Annotated in this window: 20 protein-coding genes, 1 tRNA gene and 1 pseudogene; 9 read left to right on the top strand and 13 right to left on the bottom strand. The window is 60.8% G+C overall.

The annotated features are described in order from the left end of the window. The first annotated feature begins 88 nt into the window (after positions 1-88). The gene (locus QQL76_RS03995) at positions 89-796 is read left to right on the top strand and encodes a Rossmann-fold NAD(P)-binding domain-containing protein (RefSeq protein ID WP_499206484.1); all 708 of its coding nucleotides are present in this window, start codon (positions 89-91) and stop codon (positions 794-796) included. Positions 797-929: 133 nt separating this feature from the next. After that, complete coding sequence (locus tag QQL76_RS03990) at positions 930-3,032, top strand: putative bifunctional diguanylate cyclase/phosphodiesterase (RefSeq protein WP_499206483.1); 2,103 nt, start codon at positions 930-932, stop codon at positions 3,030-3,032. Between the two features lie 552 nt (positions 3,033-3,584). Here the strand turns inward: QQL76_RS03990 and glpK are convergent. The 11 genes and pseudogenes from glpK to QQL76_RS03935 form a co-directional block, all read right to left on the bottom strand. Next, on the bottom strand, positions 3,585-5,081 hold the full coding sequence (gene glpK, locus QQL76_RS03985) for an FGGY family carbohydrate kinase (RefSeq protein ID WP_499206482.1): 1,497 nt from the start codon (positions 5,079-5,081) through the stop codon (positions 3,585-3,587). Between the two features lie 77 nt (positions 5,082-5,158). Continuing rightward, positions 5,159-6,934 carry an ABC transporter substrate-binding protein gene (locus QQL76_RS03980; protein WP_499206481.1) on the bottom strand — a complete coding sequence of 592 codons (1,776 nt, stop codon included), beginning with the start codon at positions 6,932-6,934 and terminating at the stop codon, positions 5,159-5,161. Positions 6,935-7,007: 73 nt separating this feature from the next. Further along, positions 7,008-7,289: a DUF2160 domain-containing protein gene (locus QQL76_RS03975; RefSeq protein ID WP_499206480.1), complete on the bottom strand. Its 282-nt coding sequence runs from the start codon at positions 7,287-7,289 to the stop codon at positions 7,008-7,010. A gap of 17 nt (positions 7,290-7,306) precedes the next feature. Beyond that, complete coding sequence (locus tag QQL76_RS03970; RefSeq protein ID WP_126012907.1) at positions 7,307-8,125, bottom strand: carbohydrate ABC transporter permease; 819 nt, start codon at positions 8,123-8,125, stop codon at positions 7,307-7,309. Positions 8,126-8,237: 112 nt separating this feature from the next. Then, positions 8,238-9,107, bottom strand: coding sequence for a carbohydrate ABC transporter permease (locus QQL76_RS03965; RefSeq protein WP_499206479.1), 870 nt, complete (start codon positions 9,105-9,107; stop codon positions 8,238-8,240). 2 nt (positions 9,108-9,109) lie between these two features. Continuing rightward, positions 9,110-10,174, bottom strand: coding sequence for an ABC transporter ATP-binding protein (locus QQL76_RS03960; RefSeq protein WP_499206478.1), 1,065 nt, complete (start codon positions 10,172-10,174; stop codon positions 9,110-9,112). Positions 10,175-10,184: 10 nt separating this feature from the next. Further along, positions 10,185-11,267, bottom strand: a complete 1,083-nt coding sequence (locus QQL76_RS03955; protein ID WP_499206477.1) for an ABC transporter ATP-binding protein — start codon at positions 11,265-11,267, stop codon at positions 10,185-10,187. A gap of 50 nt (positions 11,268-11,317) precedes the next feature. After that, positions 11,318-12,847, bottom strand: a complete 1,530-nt coding sequence (glpD, locus tag QQL76_RS03950) for a glycerol-3-phosphate dehydrogenase (protein ID WP_499206476.1) — start codon at positions 12,845-12,847, stop codon at positions 11,318-11,320. Between the two features lie 144 nt (positions 12,848-12,991). Continuing rightward, positions 12,992-13,756: a DeoR/GlpR family DNA-binding transcription regulator gene (locus QQL76_RS03945; RefSeq protein ID WP_404864084.1), complete on the bottom strand. Its 765-nt coding sequence runs from the start codon at positions 13,754-13,756 to the stop codon at positions 12,992-12,994. Positions 13,757-13,998: 242 nt separating this feature from the next. Continuing rightward, positions 13,999-14,484 (bottom strand): bacterioferritin, encoded by a 486-nt coding sequence (gene bfr, locus QQL76_RS03940; protein ID WP_126009060.1) that lies wholly within the window; start codon positions 14,482-14,484, stop codon positions 13,999-14,001. Further along, positions 14,456-14,761 (bottom strand): annotated as a pseudogene (locus tag QQL76_RS03935) ((2Fe-2S)-binding protein); the annotation flags it as partial. The gene bfr and the pseudogene QQL76_RS03935, both read right to left, overlap by 29 nt. A 566-nt stretch (positions 14,762-15,327) precedes the next feature. Between QQL76_RS03935 and QQL76_RS03930 the strand changes: the two are divergent. After that, positions 15,328-16,584, top strand: a complete 1,257-nt coding sequence (locus QQL76_RS03930; protein WP_499206475.1) for an MFS transporter — start codon at positions 15,328-15,330, stop codon at positions 16,582-16,584. 13 nt (positions 16,585-16,597) lie between these two features. On the opposite strand, the gene QQL76_RS03925 is transcribed toward QQL76_RS03930, so the two are convergent. Further along, positions 16,598-17,566, bottom strand: a complete 969-nt coding sequence (locus tag QQL76_RS03925; protein ID WP_499206474.1) for a Gfo/Idh/MocA family protein — start codon at positions 17,564-17,566, stop codon at positions 16,598-16,600. Positions 17,567-17,793: 227 nt separating this feature from the next. Between QQL76_RS03925 and QQL76_RS03920 the strand changes: the two genes are divergently transcribed. From QQL76_RS03920 to QQL76_RS03910, 3 genes are all read left to right on the top strand, one after another. Then, positions 17,794-17,870: transfer RNA gene (locus tag QQL76_RS03920), tRNA-Met, on the top strand. Between the two features lie 763 nt (positions 17,871-18,633). Beyond that, positions 18,634-20,088: an aldehyde dehydrogenase family protein gene (locus tag QQL76_RS03915; protein WP_499206473.1), complete on the top strand. Its 1,455-nt coding sequence runs from the start codon at positions 18,634-18,636 to the stop codon at positions 20,086-20,088. 10 nt (positions 20,089-20,098) lie between these two features. After that, positions 20,099-21,841, top strand: coding sequence for a thiamine pyrophosphate-binding protein (locus tag QQL76_RS03910; protein ID WP_499206472.1), 1,743 nt, complete (start codon positions 20,099-20,101; stop codon positions 21,839-21,841). Here QQL76_RS03910 and QQL76_RS03905 read toward each other — a convergent pair. Next, positions 21,799-22,752 (bottom strand): LysR family transcriptional regulator, encoded by a 954-nt coding sequence (locus QQL76_RS03905; RefSeq protein WP_499206471.1) that lies wholly within the window; start codon positions 22,750-22,752, stop codon positions 21,799-21,801. The genes QQL76_RS03910 and QQL76_RS03905 overlap by 43 nt on opposite strands. 94 nt (positions 22,753-22,846) lie before the next feature. Between QQL76_RS03905 and QQL76_RS03900 the strand changes: the two genes are divergently transcribed. Genes QQL76_RS03900 through QQL76_RS03890 form a run of 3 tightly spaced genes read left to right on the top strand, consistent with a single transcriptional unit; the run spans position 22,847 to position 26,551 of the window. Continuing rightward, entirely contained in the window at positions 22,847-23,593 is a 747-nt protein-coding gene (locus QQL76_RS03900; RefSeq protein ID WP_404863515.1) for a class II aldolase/adducin family protein, read from the top strand. A 2-nt stretch (positions 23,594-23,595) separates the two neighbouring features. After that, positions 23,596-24,606: a TAXI family TRAP transporter solute-binding subunit gene (locus tag QQL76_RS03895; protein ID WP_499206470.1), complete on the top strand. Its 1,011-nt coding sequence runs from the start codon at positions 23,596-23,598 to the stop codon at positions 24,604-24,606. 10 nt (positions 24,607-24,616) lie between these two features. Then, a complete protein-coding gene (locus QQL76_RS03890; RefSeq protein ID WP_499206469.1) occupies positions 24,617-26,551 on the top strand; it encodes a TRAP transporter permease in 1,935 nt (644 codons plus the stop codon). Positions 26,552-26,567 lie beyond the last annotated feature (16 nt).

Below are 26,567 nucleotides of genomic sequence, written 5' to 3'. Positions count from 1 at the left end.
AGCCGCTGCCATGCGCCAGTTCGATGATTAGGACGCATTCTGCGCGAGGGGAATGGACATCGCGTAACCGCGTTCCATTTCACCCCTCATGATCCTCACATCTTTTGAAACAGGCGGTCGCGCCATCGTGATCGGCACCGGCGGCATCGGCACGGCGCTCGCTCACGCACTTGAAGCAAGTTCCGCATTCTCCGACGTCATGCTCATCGGACGCCGCACCGATCCGGCATTGGAACTGGAGGACGAGGAGAGCATCGCTGGGTCGGCAAAGGCCGTCGCCCAGGGTGGTCGGGCTATCCGCCTCGTCATCGATGCCACCGGCTTTTTGCACAATGAAGAGCACAGGCCGGAAAAGGCTTTGCGCGAGCTGACACCCCAGCATATGGTCAAGGCATTCGCGCTCAATGCCATCGGCCCGGCCCTCATCATGAAGCATTATCTGCCGCTGCTGCCGCGCGATGGAAAAGCCGTTTTCGCGACGCTGTCTGCCCGGGTCGGCAGCATCGGCGACAACGAGCTCGGCGGTTGGTATTCTTATCGCGCTTCGAAAGCTGCGCTTAACCAGTTCACGCGGACCGCGGCGATCGAGCTGAGGCGCACCCGGCCTCATGCCATATGCTGCGCTTTGCATCCCGGCACGGTCGCAACCGACCTGTCCGCACCGTTCTCCAAGCAGGGCCTGTCTATCCAACAGCCCCATGAGGCCGCCGAAAAACTTCTGACGGTCATCGATCGTCTAAAAACTGAAGACAATGCAGGCTTTTTCGATCACAAAGGGCTTCCAATTACTTGGTAGCGCAACGATCAATTAATCACGTCTTACTGTTTCACCGCATCTCATCTCACATGCTGCGAGAACATAAGCGCTATTTGTAATTTGGTGTGAATTTAGGGGCTATGCGAAGTGTCTACACAAGAGGCACCGTCGCATGGTCAAAGTTCTCTCCTGCCTGGTTATCGATCACGATCTTCGCTTCGTGCTTTTGGCAGCTCTCATCTGCCTCGCAGGATGCATGATTGCCATCCGGCTGTTTTCGCGTGTTCGTCGCTCGGAGGGTGGCAGGCGCTATGCCTGGCTGTTTCTGGCGAGCTTCCTGGCCGGAGCGACGATCTGGACGACCCATTTTACCGCGATGATGGGCTTCGACCCCGGCGTGCCACATGGCTACGAACCGCAGTCGACATTCCTATCCTTGCTGATCGGCGTCGCAGCGACCTTCGGAGGCTTTTTCATTACGGCGCTCGGTCGAGAGACATACCTCGCGGAAGCGGGCGGAGCGATCCTGGGCCTCGGCGTTGGCGCCATGCACTATTCCGGCGTCAAGGCTTATGAGCTCCAGGGGTCCATCGTCTGGGACGATAACCTCGTCATCGCCTCGCTGGTGATCGGTGCCTTCTTCGGCGCACTTTCCATGAACCGCGCCGTGCGTCCGGTCACGCGCTTCTGCCGTTATGGCAGCGTCGCAGCATTGATCCTGGCAATTTGCGGCACCCATTTCACCGCCATGGGCGCGATGACAGTCATCCCGGATGCCGGCGCGTTCCGCCCCGAAATGCTGATCCCGCAGTCGATCCTGGCCTTTGGTGTCGTCTCCATCATGGTTCTGGTGCTCGCAACCGGCGCCGCCATCCACTTCATCGACGTGCAAACGCAGAACGAAGCTGTCGATCGCTATCGCCACCTTGCTCTCCATGACCCGCTGACGAGCCTGCCGAACCGCGCCTACCTCAACACCAAGCTCGAGAGTCTGACAGACGACAGGGCTGTTGACGCGGCACGCACCGCCTTCTTCGCCTTCGACCTCGACCGCTTCAAGCTCGTCAACGACGTGCACGGCCATGCCGCAGGCGACGTGCTCCTGCGGGAACTCGCAGCCCGCATCCAGCGCATGATGAAGCCCGGTGAGTTCTTGGCCCGCGTCGGCGGCGACGAATTCGTTGCGGTCAAGACGGGCATCTACACAAAGGCCGAAGCAAGCCAGTTCGCCGATGCGATCGTCGCCGCGGTCTGCGAGCCCTTCCCCTATGACGAGCACCTGCTCTCGATTGGGGCGAGCATCGGCATCAGCATCTTCCCGATCGATGGCCAGAAGCCGGAAGAATTGCTGACCAAGGCCGACCTGGCAATGTATCGCGCCAAGTCGATCGAAGGGCCATCCGTGTGCTTCTACGACAAGTCCATGGACGAGGGCCAACGCTCGCGGCGCGCGCTTGCCGTCAGTCTGCGACAGGCGGTGGCGAAGGGCGAGCTTGAGCTCTACTATCAGCCACAAAACGATGCCGCGACGCGCCAGCTTGTCGGGTTTGAGGCCCTGCTGCGGTGGAACCACCCGGAGCGGGGCATGGTGTCGCCTGGCGAGTTCATCCCGATCGCCGAGGAATCAGGTCTGATCTGCGAAATTGGCGAATGGGTGCTGCGCGAGGCCTGCCGTGAGGCATCGACGTGGGCTCAGCCCTACCGCATTGCCGTCAATGTCGCGCCGCTACAGCTGGCGCAGACCAACCTGCCCACGATTGTCCATGAAGCCCTCCTGAACTCCGGTCTCGCCGCTTCGCGACTGGAGCTCGAGATAACCGAAACGGGCATCATCGAGGATCAGACGCGCGCGCTTCACGTCATCCGACAGCTGAAGAGCCTTGGCGTGCGGATCGCCATGGATGACTACGGCACAGGCTACTCGTCCCTCGCGACGCTCAAGAACTTCCCGTTCGACAAGATCAAGATCGATCGGTCCTTCGTCGATGGCGTCAATACGGATCGACAGGCCGCGGCGATCGTGCGCGCGACGATCATCCTCGGATCGAGCCTCGATATTCCCGTGCTTGCCGAGGGTGTAGAATCGGAGGAACACCTCGCCTTCCTCAATGCCGAAGGCTGCCACGAGGTCCAGGGCTTCTATTTCGGACGCCCCCTCGCCAAGAATGCACTCGACGTCATGCTGGCGCAGAATGCTCCCAAGGCGGAGCAGGTGGTCGCCGACCTGCCGGAAGCAATTATCCCCGCCAAGCCTCTCCGGCAGAAGGTGGCCTGAGACTTTCTGAATTCAGGACAATAAAAAACCGGCTCTGGGGGGAGAGCCGGTTTTTATGGTTGCCTTGAGGTTCGGGGCGGGCATCAAGGCAATGTAGGCGTCGGACAGGGCGTTTCGGGGGGTGGGAAAAGAACCCGTCGTTGTGAACGCTACGACCCAATAACACTCGACCCGATTTTCGGTTCCGCGCTCTACAGATTTTTTTGCAGAAAATTTCGAGCTCGGCGATTTCGCTTTCGATGGTGTCGAGGGTCCGTCGTGTCTCGGGGGTTGCCGGATCCGCAGCGACGATGCTTGTCAGCGCACAATGCCACTCTCGCAGCAATGACAGCCTGTATTCGGGCTCGATCGCTTCTGCCGAGCCGATCCCTACGCTTTCTTCAATATCCGCCTGTTCCACAACCGCAACCTCCCAGCAACAACAGCCGCCGGTTGTATAGTGCAGTTCGAGCCTTCGGAAAAGCTCAGCGGAGCAAGTTCCCTACGTTGAGCGCAACGAGGTGGCTCGACCGTTAAAAAAGTCAAAAGACGCTCTTCTGAAACCGGCCCAAGCTAAGACCTGGAGAGCGTTCTTGAAACAGCATCGTCCCAGCCGGCGATTTTTTCCTGGCGGGTCTCGGCGCTCATTTTCGGCTCGAAACGGCGATCACGCTCCCAATCTTCCGCAAAGCCCGTCCGATCCGGCCAGATCCCGGCATGGGAGCCGGCAAGCCACGCCGCGCCAAGGGCCGTGGTTTCCAGGATCCGCGGCCGATCGACAGGTGCATCCAGAATGTCGGCGAGACATTGCATCGTCCAATCGGACGCCACCATGCCACCATCGACGCGCAGCACCGTATCCCCATTGGCGCCGGACCAGTCGCGGTGCATGGCGTTGAGCAAATCGCGGGTCTGGAAACAGACCGACTCCAGCGCAGCGCGCGCCAGTTCTGCCGGGCCCGTGCTGCGGGTCAGGCCGAAGATCGCACCACGAGCGTTTGCGTCCCAATGCGGCGCGCCGAGCCCGGTAAAGGCCGGCACCAGGTAGACCGCCTGTTCCTGATCCGATTTGTCCGCCAGCGCCCCGCTCTCCGAGGCGTCCTTCAATATTTTCAGGCCATCGCGCAGCCATTGGACAGCCGCCCCGGCAACGAAGATCGAGCCCTCCAGCGCATAGGTCGTCTCACCGTCAAGGCGATAGGCGATCGTCGTCAGCAGGCGGTTGTTCGATGCAACGCGATCCGCACCGGTATTCAGCAGCGCGAAGCATCCCGTTCCATAGGTCGATTTGAACATGCCCGGCTTGAAGCAGGCCTGGCCGATCGTGGCCGCCTGCTGATCGCCCGCCACACCGAGGATAGGGATCGCAGCGCCAAGGACGCTCTTGTCCGTGACGCCGAATTCGCCGGAGCAATCACGGATTTCCGCAAGCGCCTGGGCTGGGATGTTAAGGAGAGACAGAAGCTTCTCGTCCCAGCTCACCGTATCGATGTTGCAGAGAAGCGTGCGCGAGGCGTTGGTCGCGTCTGTCACGAAAGACTGGCCACCCGTCAGGCGCCAGATGAGAAACGTGTCGATCGTGCCGAAGCACAGTTCGCCCCTGTCGGCGCGGGCGCGCGCATCGGGAACATGATCGAGAATCCAGGCAAGCTTTGTGCCCGAGAAATACGGGTCGAGCAGCAGCCCCGTCCGTTCCGTGACCATCGGCTCATGCCCGGCATCGCGCAGCTCGGCGCAAAGCGCAGCGGTGCGGCGGTCCTGCCACACGATCGCGTTGTGGATCGGCTTACCCGTCGCCCGGTCCCAGACGACAACAGTTTCGCGTTGATTGGTGATGCCGATGGCTGCGACATCGCTGGCTTCGAGACCTGCCTTCTCCAGCGCCGATCGCACGGACCAGATCACGCTTTCCCAGATGTCTTCCGGGTCGTGCTCGACCCAGCCGGAGTGTGGGAAATGCTGCGGAAATTCCTTTTGGCCCACGGCAACGATGCGACGCGCCTCGTCAAAGAGGATCGCACGGCTCGACGTCGTGCCCTGATCGATCGCGAGGATGTGCTTCGCTGTCATGAATTCGCCTATTCGTGCCTATGCGCATAAACGGAAGCCGGGGATGAACCCCGGCCCCCTTGTTGGTTGAAGAACGATCAGTTCTGCTCGCCTTCAGCCTCACCTTCGGCCGGCGCGGATGCATCAGCGGCCTGCCAGCTCTGGATCAGCTCGTCATAGGTGATCGTCTGGGGCTCTTCATCCTCGTTTTCCTTTTTGAGCTGCGGCGCGATCGTGCCGTTGGCCTGCGCCTGCTCATTCCAGTATTCGAGGCTTTCTTCCTCGTTCAGAACCGGACCCAGGTCGCCCTGGATGCCCGAACGCTCGATGCGCTCCATCACCGCTTCCTGCTCGGCGCAAAGCTGGTCCATGGCTTCCTGCGCGGTCTTCTCACCCGAAGACGCATCGCCGATCGCCTGCCACCACAGCTGTGCGAGACGCGGATAGTCCGGCACGTTGGTGCCCGTCGGCGACCACTGGACGCGGGCCGGCGAACGGTAGAACTCAACGAGGCCGCCGAGTTCAGGCGCACGCTCGGTGAAGCTCTCATGCTGGATGGTCGACTCGCGGATGAAGGTCAGGCCGACATGGCTCTTCTTCACATCCACAGTCTTTGAGGCGATGAACTGGCCATAGAGCCAGGCCGCCTGGGCACGATCGACCGGGGTCGACTCCATCAGCGTGTAAGCGCCGGCGTCCTGGTAGCCGAGCTTCATGCCTTCCTGCCAGTAGACGCCATGCGGGCTGGGCGCCATGCGCCACTTCGGCGTGCCGTCTTCGTTGAGGACTGCGGAAGCACCTTCGCCAACCATGTCTGCGGTGAAGGCGGTGTACCAGAAGATCTGCTGGGCGATGTTGCCCTGAGCCGGAACCGGGCCGGATTCAGAGAAGTTCATGCCCTGCGCTTCCGGCGGTGCGTAAGCTGCCAGCCAGTCGAGATACTTCTGAATGGCATAGACCGAAGCCGGGCCGTTGGTGTCGCCGCCGCGAGCGACGCACGAGCCGACCGGCTGCGAGTTTTCGTTGACGCGGATGCCCCATTCGTCGACCGGAAGGCCGTTTGGCAGGCCCTTGTCGCCGTTGCCGGCCATCGAAAGCCACGCATCGGTGAAGCGCCAGCCGAGCGACGGATCGCGGCGGCCATAGTCCATGTGACCGTACATCGACGTGCCGTCGATTTCCTTGCCGGTGAAGAACTCGGCAATGTCTTCATAGGCCGCCCAGTTGATCGGCACGCCGAGCTCGTAGCCATACTCGGCTTCAAATTCAGCCATGATTTCAGGATCGGTGAAGAGGTCGTAACGGAACCAGTAAAGGTTCGCGAACTGCTGAACCGGAAGCTGATAGACCTTGTCGTCCGGACCGGTCGTGAACGAGATGCCGACGAAATCTTCCAGATCGAGGTTCGGGTTGGTGAAGTCGGCGCCCTCGCCTGCCATCCAGTCGGTCAGGTTGCGGACCTGCTGGTAGCGCCAGTGGGTGCCGATCAGGTCCGAGTCGTTGACATAGGCGTCATAGAGGTTTTCGCCGGTCTGCATCTGCGACTGCAGACGTTCCACGACGTCGCCTTCGCCGATGAGATCGTGCGTGACGCGGATGCCGGTGATCGCGGTGAAGGCCGGAGCCAGAACCTGGCTTTCATACTCGTGCGTCGTGATGGTTTCCGAAACGACGCGGATCTCCATGCCGGAAAGCGGTTCCGCCGCATCGATGAACCACTGCATTTCCGCTTCTTGTTCCTCGCGCGAAAGCGACGACATGTCGCCGATCTCGGCATCGAGGAAGGCTCGCGCTGCTTCCATGTCGGCATGGGCGACGCCCATTCCGCAAAGCAGCGCAAGCGCCGTGGTCGTTGAGAACAGTTGCTTTCGCATGAGGTTCCTCCCTTTGAGTGCGATTGCAGTTTGCCGTCCGAAAGCCGCCTTGAGGGCGACCCGTTGCCTCTCCCTAGACGAAGCGGAACACGCCGATCGCGTAGACCACCGATAGGGCTAGAGCCCACCACAGATTGGGACTGACGAGCCCCAGCCATGCGAGATGAATGAATGCTGAGCCGAGCAGCGACAGAAACAGCCGGTCGCCGCGCGTCGTCTCGAAGCGCAGGATGCCAACCCGAGGATTGCCGCCTGGCGAGAAATATTCCCACACGCCCATGCCGAGGAGCAGCGTCAGAATGCTGAGGAAGAACAACGCCGTCGGCGTCGTCCAGGCCATCCATGAGAAATCCATATCCGGTCTCCTCTTCTTCAGACGCGGCCGAGGGCAAAGCCCTTGGCGATGTAATTGCGCACGAAATAGATCACGAGCGCACCGGGAATGATGGTCAACACGCCCGCAGCAGCCAGCACGCCCCAATCAAGGCCCGACGCCGAAACGGTGCGCGTCATCGTCGCGGCGATCGGCTTCGCCTCGGTCGTGGTCAGCGTTCGGGCCAGCAGCAGTTCGACCCATGAGAACATGAAGCAGAAGAATGCAGCGACGCCGATGCCGGATGCGATGAGGGGCATGAAGATCTTCACGAAGAAGCGCGGGAACGAATAGCCGTCGATATAGGCCGTCTCGTCGATCTCCTTCGGTACGCCCGACATGAAGCCTTCGAGAATCCAGACTGCCAGCGGCACGTTGAATAGGCAGTGCGCAAGCGCCACCGCGATGTGCGTATCGATGAGGCCGAAGGACGAATAGAGCTGCAGGAACGGCAGCGCGAAGACAGCCGGCGGCGCCATGCGGTTGGTCAGGAGCCAGAAGAACAGGTGCTTGTCACCGAGGAACTTGTAGCGCGAAAACGCATAGGCCGCAGGAAGAGCCACACCCACCGAGATGATCGTGTTCAGCGTCACGTAGATGATCGAGTTGATATAGCCCGAGTACCAGGCCGGATCGGTGAAGATCACCATGTAGTTGCGCAACGTCGGGTTCTGTGGCCACAGCGAGAACGAACCGAGGATCTCGGTGTTCGTCTTGAAGCTCATGTTGACGAGCCAGTAGATCGGCAACATCAGGAACACGATGTAGAGCGTCGGAACGAGCCACCAGAAGCGCGATTCACGCCCCCTTCGGCGCATCTTGCGCGCCACTGCCTCGCTTTGGCCGAGCGCCTCGTGGTGCGAAGACGCCGTTTCCCTCAGCATGGTCGTCGTGGTGGTTGCCATGGCACTTGCCTCCCGTTCGGCCATCTCAGCGGTTCGCCGTGTCGTAATTCGTCATGACGGTGTAGAAGACCCATGACAGCGCCAGGATGATCAGGAAGTAGACGATGGACATGGCGGCAGCCGGTCCGAGGTCGAACTGCCCGATCGCCATCTTCACGAGATCGATCGACAGGAAGTTGGTGGCGCTGCCCGGTCCACCGCCGGTGACGACGAACGGCTCGGTGTAAATCATGAAGCTGTCCATGAAGCGCAGCAGCACGGCGATCAGAAGGACGCGGTTCATCTTCGGCAGCTGGATGTAGCGGAAGACAGACCAGCGCGACGCGCCGTCGATCTTTGCCGCCTGATAATAGGCGTCCGGGATCGAGACGAGACCGGCATAGCAGAGCAGCACGACAAGCGACGTCCAGTGCCACACATCCATGACCACGACCGTGATCCAGGCATGCCAGGGATCGGTGGCATAATTATAGGAGATGCCGAGCGTGCGCAGCGTGTAGCCGAGCAGACCGATATCGCCACGGCCGAAAACCTGCCAGATGGTGCCGACCACGTTCCACGGAATGAGGAGCGGCAGCGCCATCAAGACGAGGCAGATCGGCACGCCGATGCCTTTGCGCGGCATGTTTAGCGCGACAAAGATGCCGAGCGGGATCTGGATGGCCAGGATCACCAGCGAGAAGCTGAGGCTGCGGATCAGCGCGCCGTGAAAGCGGCTCGATGTCAAAACCTGCTCGAACCATTCGGTGCCGGCCCAAAAGAAGACGTTGTTTCCGAACGTGTCCTGCACCGAGTAGTTGACCACTGTCATCAGCGGGATGACCGCTGAGAAGGCAACCAGCACCAGAACCGGCAGAACGAGGAACCAGGCCTTATTGTTGTAGGTCTTTTCCATGATCAGCCCCTCGTCTCGACGCGCCGGGAGTCGGCATAGAGATTGATGCCTTCGGGCACGAAGGTAACCCGCGGATCCGCCGGAATGTCGCCATCCTCCGGAACCACGACCGCGATGTCGTGATCAGCCAGTTGCGCCCGAACAATGCGGTGGCGGCCGATATCCTCCACCTTCGAGATCGAGACAGGCATGCCTTCGCGGCCGAGCGTGACGAATTCCGGCCGGATGCCGAGCTCCATCTTGCCAGGCATGGGCGTCGCGCCAGGCATGTCGATCACATGTTCGCCGAGGCGCGCACGCCCCTGATCGAGCTTGATCGGCACGATGTTCATGCCCGGCGAACCGATGAAATAACCGACGAATGTGTGGGCAGGCTTTCGGAACAACTCGTCCGGCGTGCCGATCTGGACGATCTCGCCCTCATACATGACGACGACCTTGTCGGCGAAGGTGAGCGCTTCGGTCTGGTCGTGCGTCACATAGACCATCGTGAAGCCGAAGCGGCGGTGCAGCTTCTTCAATTCCGAACGCAGCACCCATTTCAGATGCGGATCGATGACCGTCAGCGGCTCGTCGAAAAGAATGGCGTTCACGTCCCGCCGTACCAGCCCGCGCCCGAGCGAGATCTTCTGCTTCTGGTCGGCGGTCAGGCCCCGCGCCCGCTTGTTCGCGCGGTCGGAGAGATCAAGCATCTCCAGCGTTTCGGTGACGCGTTTCTTGACGTCCGCTTCCGGCAAGCCGCGATTGCGCAGCGGAAAGGCGAGATTGTCGAAGACCGTCATCGTGTCGTAGACGACCGGGAACTGAAACACCTGGGCGATGTTGCGCTCTTCGGTCGACAGGTTCGTCACATCGGTGCCGTTGAACCGGATCTGGCCCTCCGAGGGCTTCAAGAGACCCGAGATGATGTTGAGCAGCGTGGTCTTGCCGCAACCGGAAGGGCCGAGCAGCGCATAGGCGCCGCCGTCGCTCCACTGGTGGTGTACCTCTTTCAGCGCGTAATCGTCGGCCGATTGCGGATTGGCCATGTAGGCGTGACGGATATGGTCGAGTTCAATGCGTGCCATCGGTTTCTCCTCAAGCCGCAAGCGACGATGGCGCCATGGCCCGTCGGTCCTGCGCGTCGAAGATCATGATGTGGCGCGGGTCGATATAGGCTTCGACCATCGCGTCCGGTTCGAACTCGTGGATGCCGTGCACCAGGGCCACCCATTTCTGACCGGCGAAATCCAGGTGGATGAAGCTTTCCGAACCGGTGATCTCCGTGACCGTCACCCGCGCTTTGATGGGTGCATGATCTTCGCCCAAACGCTCGAGGCGCAATTGATGCGGGTGGAAAGCCATACGGTACGGACCGTCGGCAAGCGATGCGAGCGCGCCTTGCGCCGGCACGCTGGCCTCATCTTCCATCACGAAGCGCCCGTTGCGCTTGACCACGTCGATCACATTTAACGGCGGGTCGGCGAAGGTCTCGGCCGTCAGAATATCGGCGGGCTCGCGGTAGACGTCGATTGTCGGGCCGAATTGCGTGACGCGCCCTTCGCTCAGCGTTGCCGTGTTGCCGCCAAGCAGCAGCGCTTCGCTGGGTTCGGTCGTCGCATAAACGAAGATCGCGCCGCTTTCCGCAAAGATGCGCGGCAATTCGAGACGCAGTTCCTCGCGCAGCTTGTAGTCGAGATTGGCGAGCGGCTCGTCGAGCAACACCAGACCGGCATTCTTCACGATGGCGCGCGCCAGCGCAGTGCGCTGCTGCTGCCCGCCGGACAGATTGAGCGGTGTGCGCTTGAGCATCGGCGTGAGCTTCAGCAGTTCGGCGGCTTTGCGCACTTCCCGGTCGATCGTTGCCTTGTCGACGCCGGCGACGCGCATGGGCGAAGCGATGTTTTCGTAAACCGTCAGCGCCGGGTAATTGATGAACTGCTGGTAGACCATCGCGACATCGCGCTTCTGCACGGAAACGCCGGTCACATCCTTGCCGCGGAAAAACACCTGTCCCGAAGTGGGCCGGTCGAGACCCGCCATCAGCCGCATCAGGCTCGTCTTGCCGGACAGCGTCGGCCCGAGCAGGACGTTTAGCGTTCCCGGCTCCAGCGTCAGGTTGATGTCGCTGATATGCGTCTCGGCACCCACCATCTTGGTGACGCCCTTGAGCTCCAGCATGTGTCCTCCTCCCTTCGCGCAGTCTCGCGGCAAGGCCGCGACCGCCCGTCTTATTCGGCCGCCGAATGGCTGATGCCGCTTCTCTTTTCCCGCATGTATCGGTCGAGCGCGGCTGCCTCCTCCGCGCCGGTCTTCAGGCCGAGCTTGGTGCGACGCCACAGGACGTCCTCGGCCGATTGCGCCCATTCCTGCTCGATCAGGTAGACGACCTCCAACTCGTAGAGATCAGCCCCGAAATGATGGCCGAGATCGCTTGACTGAGCGGCAGTGCCGAGGAGCTTCCAGGCACGCGTCCCGTAAAGCCGGACTAGGCGATGCGCCTGCTGCTCGCTCAGAAACGGATAGTCGCCCTCAAGCCGGCGCACTTGCTCCGGAAAGCCTTCGGCATCGAAATCGCCGCCCGGCAAAGTCGCGCCGGCCGTCCATGGCTTGCCCTTGGGCCCGATCGCCTCGGCGATCTTCTCCATCATCGATTCCGCCAGGCGCCGGTAGGTGGTGATCTTGCCGCCGAACACGTTGATCAGCGCCGGTCCGCCATTTGCACCATCGCGCTTCAGTACGTAGTCGCGCGTGGCCTCCTGCGCCTTGCTGGCGCCGTCATCATAAAGCGGCCGCACGCCCGAATAGGTCCAAACGACGTCGTCGCGCTTGATGGGATTGGCGAAATATTCGCTGGCGGCATCGCACAGATAATCGATTTCCGCCTGCGAGATGGCAGCGTCCTTCGGGTCGCCTTCGTAGTCCAGATCCGTGGTGCCGATGAGCGTAAAATCGCCCTCATACGGAATGGCGAAGATGATCCGGCCGTCGGCGTTCTGGAAGATGTAGCACCGGTCATGCTCGAAAAGCCGCCGCACGACGATATGGCTGCCCTTCACGAGCCGCACGTTGTGAACATCGTTGCGACCGACCGCACGCGAGAGAACCTGATCGACCCAGGGACCTGCCGCATTGACGACGGCGCGCGCCCGAACGTCTTCTCGCCGGCCGCTCGCCTGATCTTCGATCGTCAGCAACCAGCCATCCTTTTCCGTGCGGGCAGAAACGAGCTTGGCGCGCGGCCGGATGACAGCCCCTCTGTCGGCCGCATCGCGAGCATTTAGCACCACGAGACGCGCATCATCGACCCAGCAGTCGGAATATTCGAACGCTTTTGAGAACAGCGGCTTAAGCGGCTTACCGGCTGGATCGCGCTTCATGTCGAGCGTCTTCGTTGCCGGAAGACGGCGGCGCCCGCCGATATGGTCGTAGAGGAAGAGCCCGAGGCGCAGCAGCCAGGCAGGACGCAGACCCTTGTGGTGGGGCAGCACGAAACGCAGCGGCCAGATGATGTGCGGCGCCATGTCCCATAGCACTTCGCGCTCCATGAGCGCTTCGCGAACCAGTCGAAACTCGTAATGCTCGAGATAGCGAAGACCGCCATGGACGAGCTTCGTCGACCACGAGGATGTGCCAGATGCAAAATCGTTCATTTCGGCCAGGCAGACGCTGTAGCCGCGACCGACGGCATCCCGCGCGATGCCGCATCCATTGATGCCACCGCCGACAATGAAAATGTCGAACGCCTTCGAACCGGACACGGAACCCCTCCCACTTCGCAATGCAGCATTCTGTTGCGCTGCACGAAAGTTAGTGAAAGCATAACGAACCAAAAACGAATGTCAAAGGCGAATTCGAAGAACGCACGTCATTCTGGCCCGCGATCAGCAGGCACAGCAAGAAAATCAGATGGCGACTTCCACCAGGCGGACGTCGGACTCCTCACAAATCCCGCGAATTCTGGGGTCTGGACAGCGATCCGTGATGAAGCTGTCGACCTGCGATATGTGGCCGATCCGGACGGGCGCCGTGCGCTCGAATTTTGTGGAATCGCACACCAGGATGACATGACGCGCATTGGCGATGATCGCCTGCGCGACCTTCACTTCTCGGAAATCGAAATCGAGCAATGCGCCGTCTTCATCGATGGCGGAGGCACCGATCACGGCGTAATCGACCTTGAACTGACGGATGAAATCGACTGCCGCCTCGCCGACGATGCCGCCGTCCGACCCACGGACCACGCCGCCGGCGATCACCACTTCGATCGATGGGTAAAGACGTAACCTGTTGGCAACATTGATGTTGTTGGTGATGACCATCAATTCGGTGTGGTCGGTCAACGCCTCGCCGACGGCTTCCGTCGTCGTGCCGATATTGATGAACAAGGAGGCGTTGTTCGGAATGAGATGCGCCGCCTCACGACCGATGGCGATCTTTTCGCGCGAGGCGATCAGTCGGCGTTTTTCATACTGCAGGTTCTCGCTGCCGCTCGGCAGAGCCGCGCCGCCATGAATGCGAACGAGCTGGCGATGATCGCAAAGATCGTTGAGATCCTTGCGGATGGTCTGCGGCGTGACCCCGAACTTCGACGCAAGGTCATCGACGATGACCCGGCCATCAGCCTTGGCAATATCGAGAATCTGCTGCTGCCGAACCGACAGAAACATGATGCACGCCTCTCCTCACCAGAACTCGCCTCGACTGCGTGCACCCGATCAGCGGCGCCGAAATGCCGCCACACCCTCCCCCGGGCACGACCTCGAAACGCACATTTCGGGTGCACTATGCGCCAAACGAAAGAAAACCGAAAGTGGGAGATTTACGGCGAAAGCCTGAGGCTTGGTCGCGATCTGCAGCGATCGCGCGTCAAAGAAAAACCGGTGGCACCTGGATGCCGCCGGCTCGATGATTACTCGGCTTCGTTGGCCGGCAATGCGTTCAGGAGGCCGTAGCGCTCTTCGCCGATCTTGGCCATCAGCTCCAGCTGTGTCTCGAGGAAGTCGATGTGGCCTTCCTCGTCTTTCAGCAGGTCTTCGAAAAGCTCCATCGTGACGTAGTCGCCGCAATCGTGGCAGACGTCGCGAGACTCCTTGTAGGAGGTGCGTGCGTCGTACTCACCAGCGAGGTCGGATTCGAGAACTTCCTTGACGTTCTGCCCGATGCGCAGCGGCGCTACCGACTGCAGGTTCGGATGGCCTTCCAGGAAGATGATGCGCTCGATGATCTTGTCGGCGTGCTGCATCTCTTCGATGGATTCCTCGCGCTCCTTCTTGGCGAGGCGGCCATAACCCCAGTCAGCGAGAAGCCTGTAGTGGAGCCAGTACTGGTTCACCGCTCCCAATTCGAGAAACAGCGCCTTGTTCAGTCGCTCGATGACCCGTTCGTCGCCCTTCATGATGCCTCGTCCTTCCATACTGATCGAGCAGCGCGTTCAGCCGCTCCATGAAAGGAAGGACCTCAGCGCTTGGTGTGTTGCGGGTGTGATACTCTTCGGTGACCCTCAGGATCGTATCCACCACATTGGGGAAACATCCGCAACATTTACCGCGTTTGCTGAGCGCATGATAGACTTTTGCGGGCACGATAAGCTGCCAGCGATCTTCGTCGAGCAGCGACACGATCGTCGACTCGATGTCTTTTTGACTAATGTAATTGCAGTGACAAACGATCATGTCCAACCACTCTGCAATGCCGCCGCGTTAACCGACGGCCATGATCGCCGACCGGTCGCCATCTCGCATCGCAGGGCAGCGAAAGGCGCCTGATCGGCTGGGCTCACCAGTCTTATATGAGCCAGCGGATCAACTTTGTCAAAGGCCGTGGACAGATCGCGCCATGAAATCAATAGTTTAGAATTATTCCAAACTGTTGATTGGTTCGGTTTCGCGGGCGCATCGAAAACGAAAGGCCGCCGGAACCCGGTTTGCGCCTGTTCATCCGAGGTCGCGTTCCGGGCCCGGCGGCCTTTGCCTTTGGCATCGTTCGATGCCGTGTTGCTGGTCCCCTCTGGACCTTGAACAAGACCATGCAACCAGCGTGCCAGACGGCCTGAAGGCCTGAATGCAGGCTTTCCGATCCATCAGAATTTCTGAGAGATCCGACAGCGATTAAAACTTGTGCAGGAAGGACCACGGTTGCATTCTGGCCGGGCAGCAGACGGGCGGCGCAATCAGCGTCGTGCGGGCGCTGCCCAGCATGTCGCGGCCCTCTTCAGCGGGTCACGAGCGGGGTCGTCCAAGTGTTTTCGTCATTTCTCTCCGGGCGCGTTCCCGCATCCTTTGCGCTCGATGGCCGCTACTCCTGGACGCGGCTTGCCATATCGGCTCTGATCGGCACGGTCGGCAGCGCCGGCATGTGGTCAGTCATTCTCGTCATGCCCGCCGTCGAGGCGGAGTTCGCGGTCAGCCGATCGATGGCGTCCATGCCCTACACGGCAACCATGCTCGGCTTTGCCGTCGGCAACCTGCTGCTCGGCCGCGTCGTCGATCGTTTCGGCATAGCACCGTGCCTGCTGGGCGCGGCCGTGGCGCTCGCCATCGGCTTTGCCGGCGCCGCCATGGCGCCGAGCCTCATCGTCTTCACCCTGATCCAGGGCTTTCTCATCGGGATCGGGACTGCGGCATCCTTCGGCCCGCTGATTGCCGACGTCTCGCACTGGTTTCGGCGCCGCCGGGGCATCGCGGTCGCGGCAGCGGCCAGCGGCAATTATCTTGCCGGCTCGATCTGGCCGCTTCTGCTCAAGGATATCATCGCGGTCGAAGGCTGGCGCACTGCCTATTTCACGATCGCCGTCATCTCGCTTTGCGTGATGATTCCCGGCGCGCTACTCCTGCGGCCCCGCGTTCCAGCCAACTTCAAGGCCGACGCCAATCGCGTGGGCATCGACCCGGCCACCGGCCAGCGCATGACGCTTTCGCCGCGCCAGTTGCAATGGCTGCTGGCCGTCGCGGGCGTCGGCTGCTGCGTCGCCATGTCGATGCCACAGGTGCATATCGTCGCGCTCTGCGCCGATCTCGGCTATGGCGTGACGGCGGGCGCTGAAATGCTGGCCGTCATGGTAGCCGGCGGCGTCGTCAGCCGTCTCCTGTCAGGGGTGCTCGCCGACAGGATCGGCGGCATCCGGACCCTGCTTCTCGGCACCATCGGCCAGCTTATTGCGCTGACGCTCTATCTGCCCTCCGATGGGCTGACGTCGCTCTATGTAGTGTCGCTCGTCTTCGGTCTGTCCCAGGGCGGGATCGTGCCGAGCTATGCGATCATCGTGCGCGAATATCTGCCGGCCGAGGAAGCCGGCCGCCGCGTCGGCATCGTCATCATGGCAACCGTGCTCGGCATGGCACTCGGCGGCTGGCTATCCGGCGCGATCTATCAATGGACCGGCTCCTACCACGCCGCCTTCATCAACGGCATCGCCTGGAACGTGCTCAACGTCGCAATCATCACCTTCATCATGATGCGATCGCGCGGCAGCCCTTCGGTGCCGGCAACTGCCTGACAGATAAGCAGCCTCAGCTCTGGTGACGCACCATGCCGGCCGTGAGGATGCGCATCACCGCCAAGCCATCGGAGACAGGGGTGCGCGGCGCTTCGCCCGTCTTGATGCAGTGCAGGAAATGGGCGCATTCGCGCGTCAGCGGCAGGCCTTCGGCAATTGGCTGATAGATCGGTTCGGCACTTTCGAAATGGATGCTGCCGTCCTCGCGCCAAACCCGGTGCGGATAAAGCTGCAACTTCTCGGCCCACGGCGCGACATCGTCGAACACGGCCATCGCCTTATCGCCAATCACCGAAAGCCGCCGCTCGCGATAGGGATTGAGCCGCGAGGTGAACACGTGACTGCGAAGTCCGGAGGGAAACGTCAGATGCAGATGGGCGAAATCGCTCAAATGATCGATGACGGCCGTGCCCTCGCCCGACACGCGCGAGGGCTCTTCCCCCGTGATCGCCAGGATCAGCGACAGATCATGCGGCGCGATATCCCACAGCGCATCGTTTTCCGGGTGAAACTTGCCGAGCCCGACCCGGTGCGAGTGGATGTAGCGGATCTGCCCGAGCTGGCCGCTATCGATCAGATCCATGAGCCCTTCGAACGACGGATGGAAGCGCAGCACGTGACCCGTCATGGCGATGAGGCCGGCGTCGCGCGCGGCTGCGACCACCGCCTCGCCGTCCTCGATCTTCAGCGCGATCGGTTTCTCCACGAGCACATGTTTGCCGGCGGCGATCGCGGCCAGAGCATTCTCGGCGTGAAATTGCGGCGGCAGTGCCAGCACGACGCCGTCGATATCGGGGTCTGCCAGAACCTCCGCAGGCATGCGCGCGACCGTCCCGGTCTCTTCAGCAATCGCGGCCGCCCGCTCCGGATTGCGATCGGCGACCGCCACCAATGCGCCGAGGCCGCGCAGCGTCCGCGCATGGTTTGCGCCCCAATAGCCCGCTCCGATGACCGCGATGGCCGGCACGTCCCGTTCCGTCATGGTTTTCCGCCTCTTCTTGCCTGCGGCTGGGATAGTCATCCCGCCATTGAAGCGCAAGTCGGCAGTAGGGGGGCGCACGACGCTGGGACCACCGCCCACCCGGAGATCACCCAGGTCCCAAGCTTTTCAATCTCAGCCGCTTGACACCGAAAACCGCCACACCTTATATGCCGCCGACCCCAGCGATTGAGCGGCGCACCCGCACCAAGACCTGTCGCACGGGACCCGGCGGAGTAGCTCAGTAGGTTAGAGCAGAGGAATCATAATCCTTGTGTCGGGGGTTCGAATCCCTCCTCCGCTACCATTGCTTTATCCATGCAAAATCAAACACTTAAGGCCGAACAGGGGTTCAGTTTTATGTGTGACATCTCGCGCCAATGTACGCGGAGATGTAATGGGTCGGATTTCCTACCTCACGCGCCGGGACGGGCGTTACTACGTGCAAGCTCGGCTTGCCGTCACGTCGCAACCATGGCAGGACGGAAGCTTTACAGAGCAACTTTGAGGACGGCCGACTATCAGGAGGCCCGCCAGCGTCTTGTCGAGTGTATGAGTTGGGTTGAGCATTCCGGTAGACCAGTCCCTCTGCCTTCAGTTCCTGAGATACCGACTCCGGCCGTCGCTGAAAGCTTGGCTTACGAGACGCCTCTGTCAGGTGCTTGCCCACTTCGCGCTCGCCTGAGGTGGTAGCTACTTCTTGCGTGTTGGCATGGTCGTAGCTCTCATGATTTTGGCCGCGATGTTTTGGACGGTGCGCGACAAGCTTTTCGATATATTCCGCCGCAGCCTTTCGCGCCGGTCACTGGCACAGTGAGACGACGGAACCTCGATTGACGCAATGCGAGACAAAGGCCGACGGGCACGCTTCAACTCGATCAAGACATGTCAGACGAGAGCGCCTTCGGGAAGCCTGATCCATCATCGTTAAGCCATAAAGATGAATTCGCACAAACGATGCGAGGATGGTTAGCGGGATACTCTCTACGCTATAGAAAGAGAAACATCTATATATTTGACTGATCGTTCGCGACACGCGATTCCTCTCGGGTCATCAGGGAGGCAGTCGTATGGAACGGATCACTCAGGCCGAGCGCATGCTTATCGGCGGGGAACTCGTCGAGGGTGGAGGTGGCGAATGGTCGACCTCAGTCAATCCAGCCACTGAAGAACCGATCGGTCGCGTGCCCGTCGCGACGCGCGACGACGTGGAGCGCGCCGTGGTTGCCTCCGAGAAGGCCTGGCCCGAATGGGCGGCGCGCACGCCGATGCAGCGGGCCGAGGTCATGAACCGGTTTGCCGACGCGATTGCCGCGCGGGCCGACGAGATTTTGCGCGTGGAGGTGACGGACACAGGCAACACGATCCGTCCCATGCGGATGATCGATGTTCCGACCGCGGTGGAGTCGCTGCGCTATTATGCGGGTCTGGCGCCCGATCTGCGCGGCGAGACGATCCCGGCAACGCGCGACCATATCCATATGACGCTGCACGAGCCGTATGGCGTGGTGGCGCGCATTGCACCATTCAATCATCCGGTGATGTTCGCGGTCGCGCGAACATCCGCAGCGTTGGCAGCCGGCAATGCGGTGATCGTTAAACCTCCGGAGACGTCGCCACTGTCGGCCATGATCCTCGCTGAGATCGCCAAGGAGGTTCTTCCGGCTGGTCTGTTCAACATCGTCACCGGCGACGGGCGCGGTGCCGGCGATGCCATCGTTCGGCATCCGCGCATCAAGCGCATCGCCTTCATCGGTTCACCAGTCACCGGCCGCGCCATTCAACGCGCCGCGGCTGAGGTGACGGTCAAGCACATCTCGCTGGAGCTCGGCGGCAAGAACCCGATGATCGTCTTTCCGGATTGCGATCCGGAGAAGATTGCCGATGCGGCCGTCGCCGGCATGAATTTCTCCTGGCAGGGTCAAAGCTGCGGATCGCTGAGCCGGCTTCTTCTGCACGAAGACATCCATGACCGGGTGCTCAAGGCAGTTGTCGAACGGGTATCCGCCCTAAAGCTCGGCGATCCATTGAGCGAAACCACAGATGTTGGGCCGGTCAATTCCGAGGTGCACATGAAGCGCATCCTGGAGCATTGCGCCGCCGCCGATGCCGATGGCGCGCGCAAGATGCTTGGTGGCGGGCGACCGGCCGGCAAGCAATTCGAAAAGGGCTACTGGGTCGCACCCACCGTCTATGCCGACATCACGCCAGCGCATAGGCTTTGGCAAAACGAAGTGTTCGGCCCGGTGCTCGCCGTTAGCAAATGGACGTCCTTCGACCAGGCTGTGGAAATGGCCAATTCCACCGACTACGGGCTGACCGGGGCGATCTGGACGAACGATATCCGCGATGCGCTGCGCATGGCGCGCAAGGTCCGCTCGGGTCATTTGTGGATCAACGGGGCCAGCATGCACTTCCTCGGCGTCCCATTCGGCGGGATGAAGACCAGCGGCGTCGGCCGCGAGGAAGGCCGCGAAGAACTCTACAGCTACACCGAGACCAAAACCATCAACATCATGCTCTGACGGGATCGCCATGCAGGACAAAACACAGAACCAGACGCCTGAATGGGGCTCCGACGTTATCGCCGAGACGCTAAGCGCGCTTGGCATGCGCTACATCGCGCTCAACCCGGGCGCTAGTTATCGCGGCATCCATGATAGCCTGGTGAATTTCACCAACGACGACCCGGAAATTCTCCTTTGCATCCATGAAGAGGCGGCCGTCGCGATCGCCCACGGCTGGGCCAAGATCACCGGCCGGGCAATGGCCGTAGCGCTTCATTCAAATGTCGGACTCATGCACGGGTCCATGGGGATATTCAACGCGTTCTGTGACCGGGTGCCAATGATGGTGATCGGGGCGACGGGACCGCTCGATGCTGCCAAGCGGCGGCCATGGATCGAGTGGATTCATACCGCGCAGGACCAAGGCGCATTGGTACGCGACTTCATCAAGTGGGACGATCAACCCGGCAGCGTCGCTGCAGCACGTGAGGCCTTGCTTCAGGGCACTGCTATCGCGGAAACCGCCCCGCGCGGCCCCGTGTACGTCAACGTTGATGCGGCGCTCCAGGAAGAGAAAGTCGTGACGGCACTGGCTCCGATCGATGTTCGCCGTCGCGGCGCACCAGTTTCAACAGACCCGGCTGCAGAACTCATTGCGTCAGCTGTCACTATGCTCGGAGATGCAAAGAACATCGTGATGATGATGGGCCGGATGTCGCGCGATGTCGACGACTGGACCCGCCGCATCGCTTTGGCCGAACATCTCGGCGCGCGCGTGATCACCGATTTCAAGACCGGATCCACCTTCCCCACAGCCCACCCTGCGACTGTCGGCAAAGCAGGTTATTTTCCAGATGCCGATGCAAAGGCAGCGATTGCTGCCGCCGATCTGATCATCAATCTGGACTGGCTGGATTTTGGCGGAACATTGCGGTCGGTCTTCACCGATGGGGTCGTACCCGCGAAGATCATCTCGGCATCGCTCGACAGTTACGCCCATCGCGGCTGGTCGAAGGATGGCGGCGCGCCGTTCCCGGCAGACATCGCCTTCATGAACGAACCGGACCGCGTGATTGCAGCGCTTGCTGCGACACTGGGCCTTGCGGAAGCCACCTCGCCCGGTCTGCCGGCACAACCAGAACTGCCGACCGGCGATATCCTGACACCACAGGACATTGCTGCACTCCTGCGTTCAAAGCTTGACGCTCACAGCCCCTGTCTTATCCGTGGACCATTGAGCTGGACAGGAGCGGACTGGCCGGTGGACCATCCGCTCGGGGCGCTCGGCTACGACGGTGGTGGCGGTATCGGCTCGGGCTGCGGCATGGCCGTCGGCGCGGCGCTCGCGCTGCGCGATACAGAAAGCGACCGACTGCCGTTGGCGGTACTTGGCGATGGCGACTTCCTGATGAATGCATCCGCTCTTTGGACCGGCATCAACAAGAACGTTCCGCTGCTCGTCATCGTGCTCAACAATAGGTCTTTCTATAATGACGAAGTGCACCAGGAGACCGTCGCCAAGCACAGGAATCGCCCACCGGAGAACAAGCACGTGGGCATCGTCATGAATGATCCAGATATCGACATCAGCGCCATTGCTCGCGGGTTCGGCGCCTTCAGTCCTGGATTGGTACGTGGTGCCGATGCGCTGCTTCGGACGCTGGACGATGCGCTCGCCGTCGTAGCCGATGGCGGAACCGCAGTCGTAGAAATCGACACGGCAAAGGGTTATGCGCCTTCCATGGTTGGGGCTCTGCGCAGCGGCTCCTGACCCTTCAAACCGCGGCTCAGCTCTTCCATCAGCGATACCTGGAAATGGGAGAGCTGCTTGCCCCGTCGCTTGACGAGATAGACGGGGACCCGCAGTTCCATTCCCGGCGTCATGATCACGCGCAGTGTACCCGCGTCCAACTCGTCAGACACGGACGAACGGAACAGAAAGGCGGCACCAGCGCCGGCGCGAACAGCCTGCTTGATGGACTCGGCGTGCCCGAATTCCATGGCAATGTGCTCGCGCTTCACGCCGTAACGCGCAAGACAATGCTCTTCGATCTCGCGCCGAGGTGTACCTGATTGTGCAGTAATGAAGGGCAGCTTGGTCAGTTGGGATGAACTGAGGTTGCTGCCACCGATCTTGGATTTGCTGGATACAACGAGGATGAGTTCTTCATCCATGACCTTGTCGACCTCAAGACCCGCAGTCTCGTGGCGTGGATCCAGAATGGTGTAGGCGAAATCGCAGTCACCGATATGGACGGCGTCCGTTACCGACACGGGCGTTGCCACACGCACTGAGATCTCTCCCTTCGGATAGATTTCGTGGAACTGCGAGATCAAACCCGGCAGAACATATGAGCCGAGCGTCATGGATGCGCCAACGGTTGCTTTACCGACAAATCCGCGCTGAAAATCGGCCATCTCGCGTTCCATTTCGCGGGTACGGCTCACGATCTCACGTGCCCAGCTATAGACCCGTTGCCCCTCCTCCGTAAGGGTGACTTTACGCCCTGTCCTTCCCGTTAGGGGCGCGCCAAACTTCTCAGCAAGCGCCTTCACATGCGCCGAGACGACCGGCTGAGCGATGCCCATGCGTTCCGCGGTACGCGAGAAGCTGCCGAGTTCGACGACGAGACAAAAGACCTCGAGTTTATGGATCGAGATCTGCGAGATCAATGAGCGCATGATAGCTTCCGAGCTATAGTGAGATCGGAACTATATATTCGATGCCTGGCATGCGGCAAGCTAGGCTCACTTCAGCAGATGGAGGGCCACAAGCATGAACCAGCAAATTACACGTCAGGGCGACGCAGCAGTTTTGGACGCGACATTGACCGCTCTGGTCATCGCCAACCGAATACTCGCGCGAGAGGATGTGATTGACGACTTTGGGCATATCAGCGTCCGCAACCCGCTCAATCCGAACACGTACTTTCTGTCGCGGTCGCGAAGCCCCGCCGTCGTGACCCGCGGCGATATCATGGAATTCACGTTGGACGGCGAACTAGTCGGCGACGATCACCGTCGGCCATACGCGGAGCGTCACATCCATGGCGCGATCTACAAGGATCGCCCAGACGTCAATTCGGTGACGCACCACCATGCCCGGTCAGTTCTGCCCTTCACAATGGTCGACATCTCGCTGCGACCGATGTTTCACATGGCGTCGGTCATCGGCAAGGACATTCACACCTGGGACAGCCAAGACGAATTCGGCGACACCAATATGCTCGTTGATAGCATGGAGATGGGCCACTCGCTCGCGCGCACGCTCGGCAACAACCGCGTTGCGCTGCTGCGTGGCCATGGCTGCATCTGTGCGGCCGACGACATCCGCTCGGTCATCATGATTTCGATCGCGCTCAAGGACAATGCCGCACTCATCCAGCAGACGCGGCAGCTCGGTGAGGTTACGTACCTGACCGATGGCGAAATCGACATGGCCAGCAAGATGCTGCTCAGCGAAATGCCTCTGGCGCGTGCCTGGGACTATTGGGTCGGCCGAGCCGGCTTCAGCGGACTTTGAGAATGAGCGGCGGCGGATGGGAGATCTGCCGGCCAATCTTAAATAAGGAGGAGACCAACATGAACTATCACATTCTTTCGAGTGCTTGCGTAGCGGCAAGCCTTATGCTGACCGGCATGGCAAACGCACAGTCGCTGGGCATCGGAGCGGGTACCCAGGGCTCGCAGAATTACGCCGTCAATGCTGGCTTCGCCGAGTTCCTGTCGCAGGAACTCGGTCTGGACGTGCGCGTGCAAGCGTATGGGGGTTCAGGTCAGTCCATGCCGCTCATCGATGCCGGCCGCCTGGATCTTCAACTGGTCCCCAGCCCCGACTTCGCTGCTGCAGCGTTCGGTGATGAGCCCTTCGATGGTCGTCCACTCGAAAACATCCGAGCGATTGGGTCGCTGAGCTCTTCGGCATACGGCTTTATGGTACGCGCTGATTCCGACTACAGAACAGTCTCCGACATCGAGGGACTGACGATCACCTATGGCTTCGCTGCGCAACCGACACTTCGCCTACAGGTCGATGGCATTCTCGCCGCTGGCGGTCTCTCGATCGACGACATGCGAGCCAGCAATGTCCCATCGGTGCCAAATGGCGTCGACGACTTGATCTCGGGGAATGTGGATGTTGCATTCTTCGCCCTCCAAGGGGGAAAAACCCGTGAAGCCGACGCAGCAATCGGCATTCGCTGGCTTGCCGTGGAGGAAACGCCTGAAGCTGAAGCCGCGATGCAGGAGTTCGTCCCGACATCATACATCAAGGTTGTGCCAGGTGGATCTGCACCCGGGGTCGAAGAAGACACGCCCATGATGGGCTACGATTACGTGCTGACCGGAGGGGCCCATCTCGACGACGACGTGGTGCGCCAGATTGTTGAGCTCCTGCATGACAACCCGGAAAAGGTGCGTGGAATCCTCAATACATTTGCCGAGTTCGAACCGGCTGAGATGGCACCGCAATTCGAGGGCATCGAATATCATCCGGCAGCGTCTGCCTATTACCAAGAAATCGGATTGGTGGACTGAGGCTTAGGCGATGTCGCTGGAAGAGAGCAACGTGGAAGCGCCCCGTCGTGGACCGCTTCTCTGGCTGGAACGCTTGAGCGGCACGCTCATCGTCCTCCTTTCGATCGGGTATGCAGGCGACCTGCATCGCTATCTTGGCGTCTCTATCTATGATGCTCAGCTTCTGGCGGCAGGTCTCACATTGGCACTGACCACTGGCTTCCTGGCGATCGCCAGGACGTCGGTGAGCAGCTTGTTGAAAGTGGCAAGCCTGCTCGCCGCCGCCGTGACACTCGGCGTCGGCTTCTATCTCGCCATCGATTACATCAACATTACAATGGAAGCGCCCTACCTGCCTTTCTGGCTGGTAGCGCTCTCTGGTGTCGTGTTGGCGGCACTCATGCTCAACGTCGTGCCATCGGTCGGCATGGGCATCTTCGTCGTCGTACTTCTCTTCATGGCATACGGCCTATTCGGACATCTGATGCCGGGCGAGTTTCGCAGCCGAGAGACGATGTTTTCTGAGCTCGCAATTTATTTGGCGACGGACGCCAACGGCATGCTTGGACAGGCGCTCAAGGTCGCAGTCGTCATCGTGGTTCCTTATCTGCTGTTCGGCAAGCTGCTCTCTGCTTGTGGTGCTGCCAACTTCTTCAACGACGGCGCGCTCGCGCTGATGGGACGATATCGCGGCGGGCCCGCCAAAGTCGCTGTTACAGCTTCTTCGCTGTTCGGCTCGATCTCGGGCAATGCGGTTGGGAACGTTGTCGGAACCGGCGTCGTCACAATTCCGATGATGAAGCGCGCGGGCTTCTCGCCTGCCTATGCTGGAGCCGTCGAAGCGACAGCATCCACCGGCGGACAGTTGGTGCCACCGGTCATGGGCGCGGCCGCCTTCATCATGGCCGACATGATTCAGGTCGACTATGTCGACATCATGCTGGCAGCGTTGCCGGCCGCGATCCTTTATTACGTCGCTATCTTCATCAACGTGGACCTGCGGGCCGGCAAGCGCAACCTGCTTGCTGTACCAGCAGACGCCATCCCGAGCGGCTGGGGCGCATTGAAGGCCGGCTGGCACTTCATCATCCCCTTCGCGGTTCTCTTCTATGCGCTCTTCGCGCTCAACATGCGGCCGGAACGGGCGGCGGTTCTGGCGACGATCGTGCTGCTCGTGGTCAGTTTCGTGATGGGCTACAAGGGTCAGCGCATGAAGGCCCGCGATATCCTGCCGCTCATCGCCGATACCGGACGGTCAGCGCTCGATCTGATCATCGTCTGTGCCGCGGCAGGCATCATCATCGGCGTTCTCAACATCTCTGGCCTTGCCTTCAACCTGACGATGAACATCGTCGCGGCTGCTGGCAGCAACGTCATCGTGCTCGCGGTCATCACCGCGCTGATCAGCGTGGTGCTAGGCATGGGAATGCCGACGGTCGGCGTCTACATCCTCCTGGCAACCCTCGTCGCACCCGCCCTTGTGGAAGTCGGCGTGCCAGTCATCGCCGCGCATTTGTTCGTCTTCTATTTCGGCCTTCTGTCGATGGTGACGCCACCCGTGGCGCTTGCCTCTTTCGCAGCGGCAAACATCGCCGGCGCCTCGTCCTGGGCGACCAGCATCGAATCCATGAAGCTTGCCTGGCCGGCCTATATCGTACCGTTCCTGTTTATCTTCACGCCTGCGCTGATCTTCGACGGCACTTGGCTGGAAGTGATCTGGACCTTGTCCACCGCCATTCTCGGCATCTACCTCGTGACTGCAGGCATCGTCGGCTTCTTCCGACGGTCGGTCAGCCTGGCCGAACGAGGAATGTTGATTGTGGCGGGCACTCTTGCCCTTTTGCCAGCGAGCATCCTCCCAGGATTTATCTGGACCGACGTGGTCGGCGTGCTTGCTTTCGGGGTCCTTTGGGCGATGATCCGCCCCGTCGCGCAAGCGCAGCCGGCGGAAGCACGCGCAGGCTGACTGAACGAACAAAAAA

This window comes from Rhizobium albus, from assembly GCA_030160035.1.
In the GTDB taxonomy this organism is placed as follows: domain Bacteria; phylum Pseudomonadota; class Alphaproteobacteria; order Rhizobiales; family Rhizobiaceae; genus Georhizobium; species Georhizobium albus.
The sequence above is the reverse complement of the archived record's forward strand: the minus strand, read 5'-3'. Positions and strand labels throughout refer to the sequence as shown.

Coding starts and splice junctions, on each gene's coding strand:
- QQL76_RS03995 (WP_499206484.1), top strand. CDS start 89: ATGATCCTCACATCTTTTGAAACAGGCGGTCGCGCCATCGTGATCGGC.
- QQL76_RS03990 (WP_499206483.1), top strand. CDS start 930: ATGGTCAAAGTTCTCTCCTGCCTGGTTATCGATCACGATCTTCGCTTC.
- glpK (WP_499206482.1), bottom strand. CDS start 5,081: ATGACAGCGAAGCACATCCTCGCGATCGATCAGGGCACGACGTCGAGC.
- QQL76_RS03980 (WP_499206481.1), bottom strand. CDS start 6,934: ATGCGAAAGCAACTGTTCTCAACGACCACGGCGCTTGCGCTGCTTTGC.
- QQL76_RS03975 (WP_499206480.1), bottom strand. CDS start 7,289: ATGGATTTCTCATGGATGGCCTGGACGACGCCGACGGCGTTGTTCTTC.
- QQL76_RS03970 (WP_126012907.1), bottom strand. CDS start 8,125: ATGCGCCGAAGGGGGCGTGAATCGCGCTTCTGGTGGCTCGTTCCGACG.
- QQL76_RS03965 (WP_499206479.1), bottom strand. CDS start 9,107: ATGGAAAAGACCTACAACAATAAGGCCTGGTTCCTCGTTCTGCCGGTT.
- QQL76_RS03960 (WP_499206478.1), bottom strand. CDS start 10,174: ATGGCACGCATTGAACTCGACCATATCCGTCACGCCTACATGGCCAAT.
- QQL76_RS03955 (WP_499206477.1), bottom strand. CDS start 11,267: ATGCTGGAGCTCAAGGGCGTCACCAAGATGGTGGGTGCCGAGACGCAT.
- QQL76_RS03945 (WP_404864084.1), bottom strand. CDS start 13,756: ATGTTTCTGTCGGTTCGGCAGCAGCAGATTCTCGATATTGCCAAGGCT.
- bfr (WP_126009060.1), bottom strand. CDS start 14,484: ATGAAGGGCGACGAACGGGTCATCGAGCGACTGAACAAGGCGCTGTTT.
- QQL76_RS03925 (WP_499206474.1), bottom strand. CDS start 17,566: ATGACGGAACGGGACGTGCCGGCCATCGCGGTCATCGGAGCGGGCTAT.
- QQL76_RS03915 (WP_499206473.1), top strand. CDS start 18,634: ATGGAACGGATCACTCAGGCCGAGCGCATGCTTATCGGCGGGGAACTC.
- QQL76_RS03910 (WP_499206472.1), top strand. CDS start 20,099: ATGCAGGACAAAACACAGAACCAGACGCCTGAATGGGGCTCCGACGTT.
- QQL76_RS03905 (WP_499206471.1), bottom strand. CDS start 22,752: ATGCGCTCATTGATCTCGCAGATCTCGATCCATAAACTCGAGGTCTTT.
- QQL76_RS03900 (WP_404863515.1), top strand. CDS start 22,847: ATGAACCAGCAAATTACACGTCAGGGCGACGCAGCAGTTTTGGACGCG.
- QQL76_RS03895 (WP_499206470.1), top strand. CDS start 23,596: ATGAGCGGCGGCGGATGGGAGATCTGCCGGCCAATCTTAAATAAGGAG.
- QQL76_RS03890 (WP_499206469.1), top strand. CDS start 24,617: ATGTCGCTGGAAGAGAGCAACGTGGAAGCGCCCCGTCGTGGACCGCTT.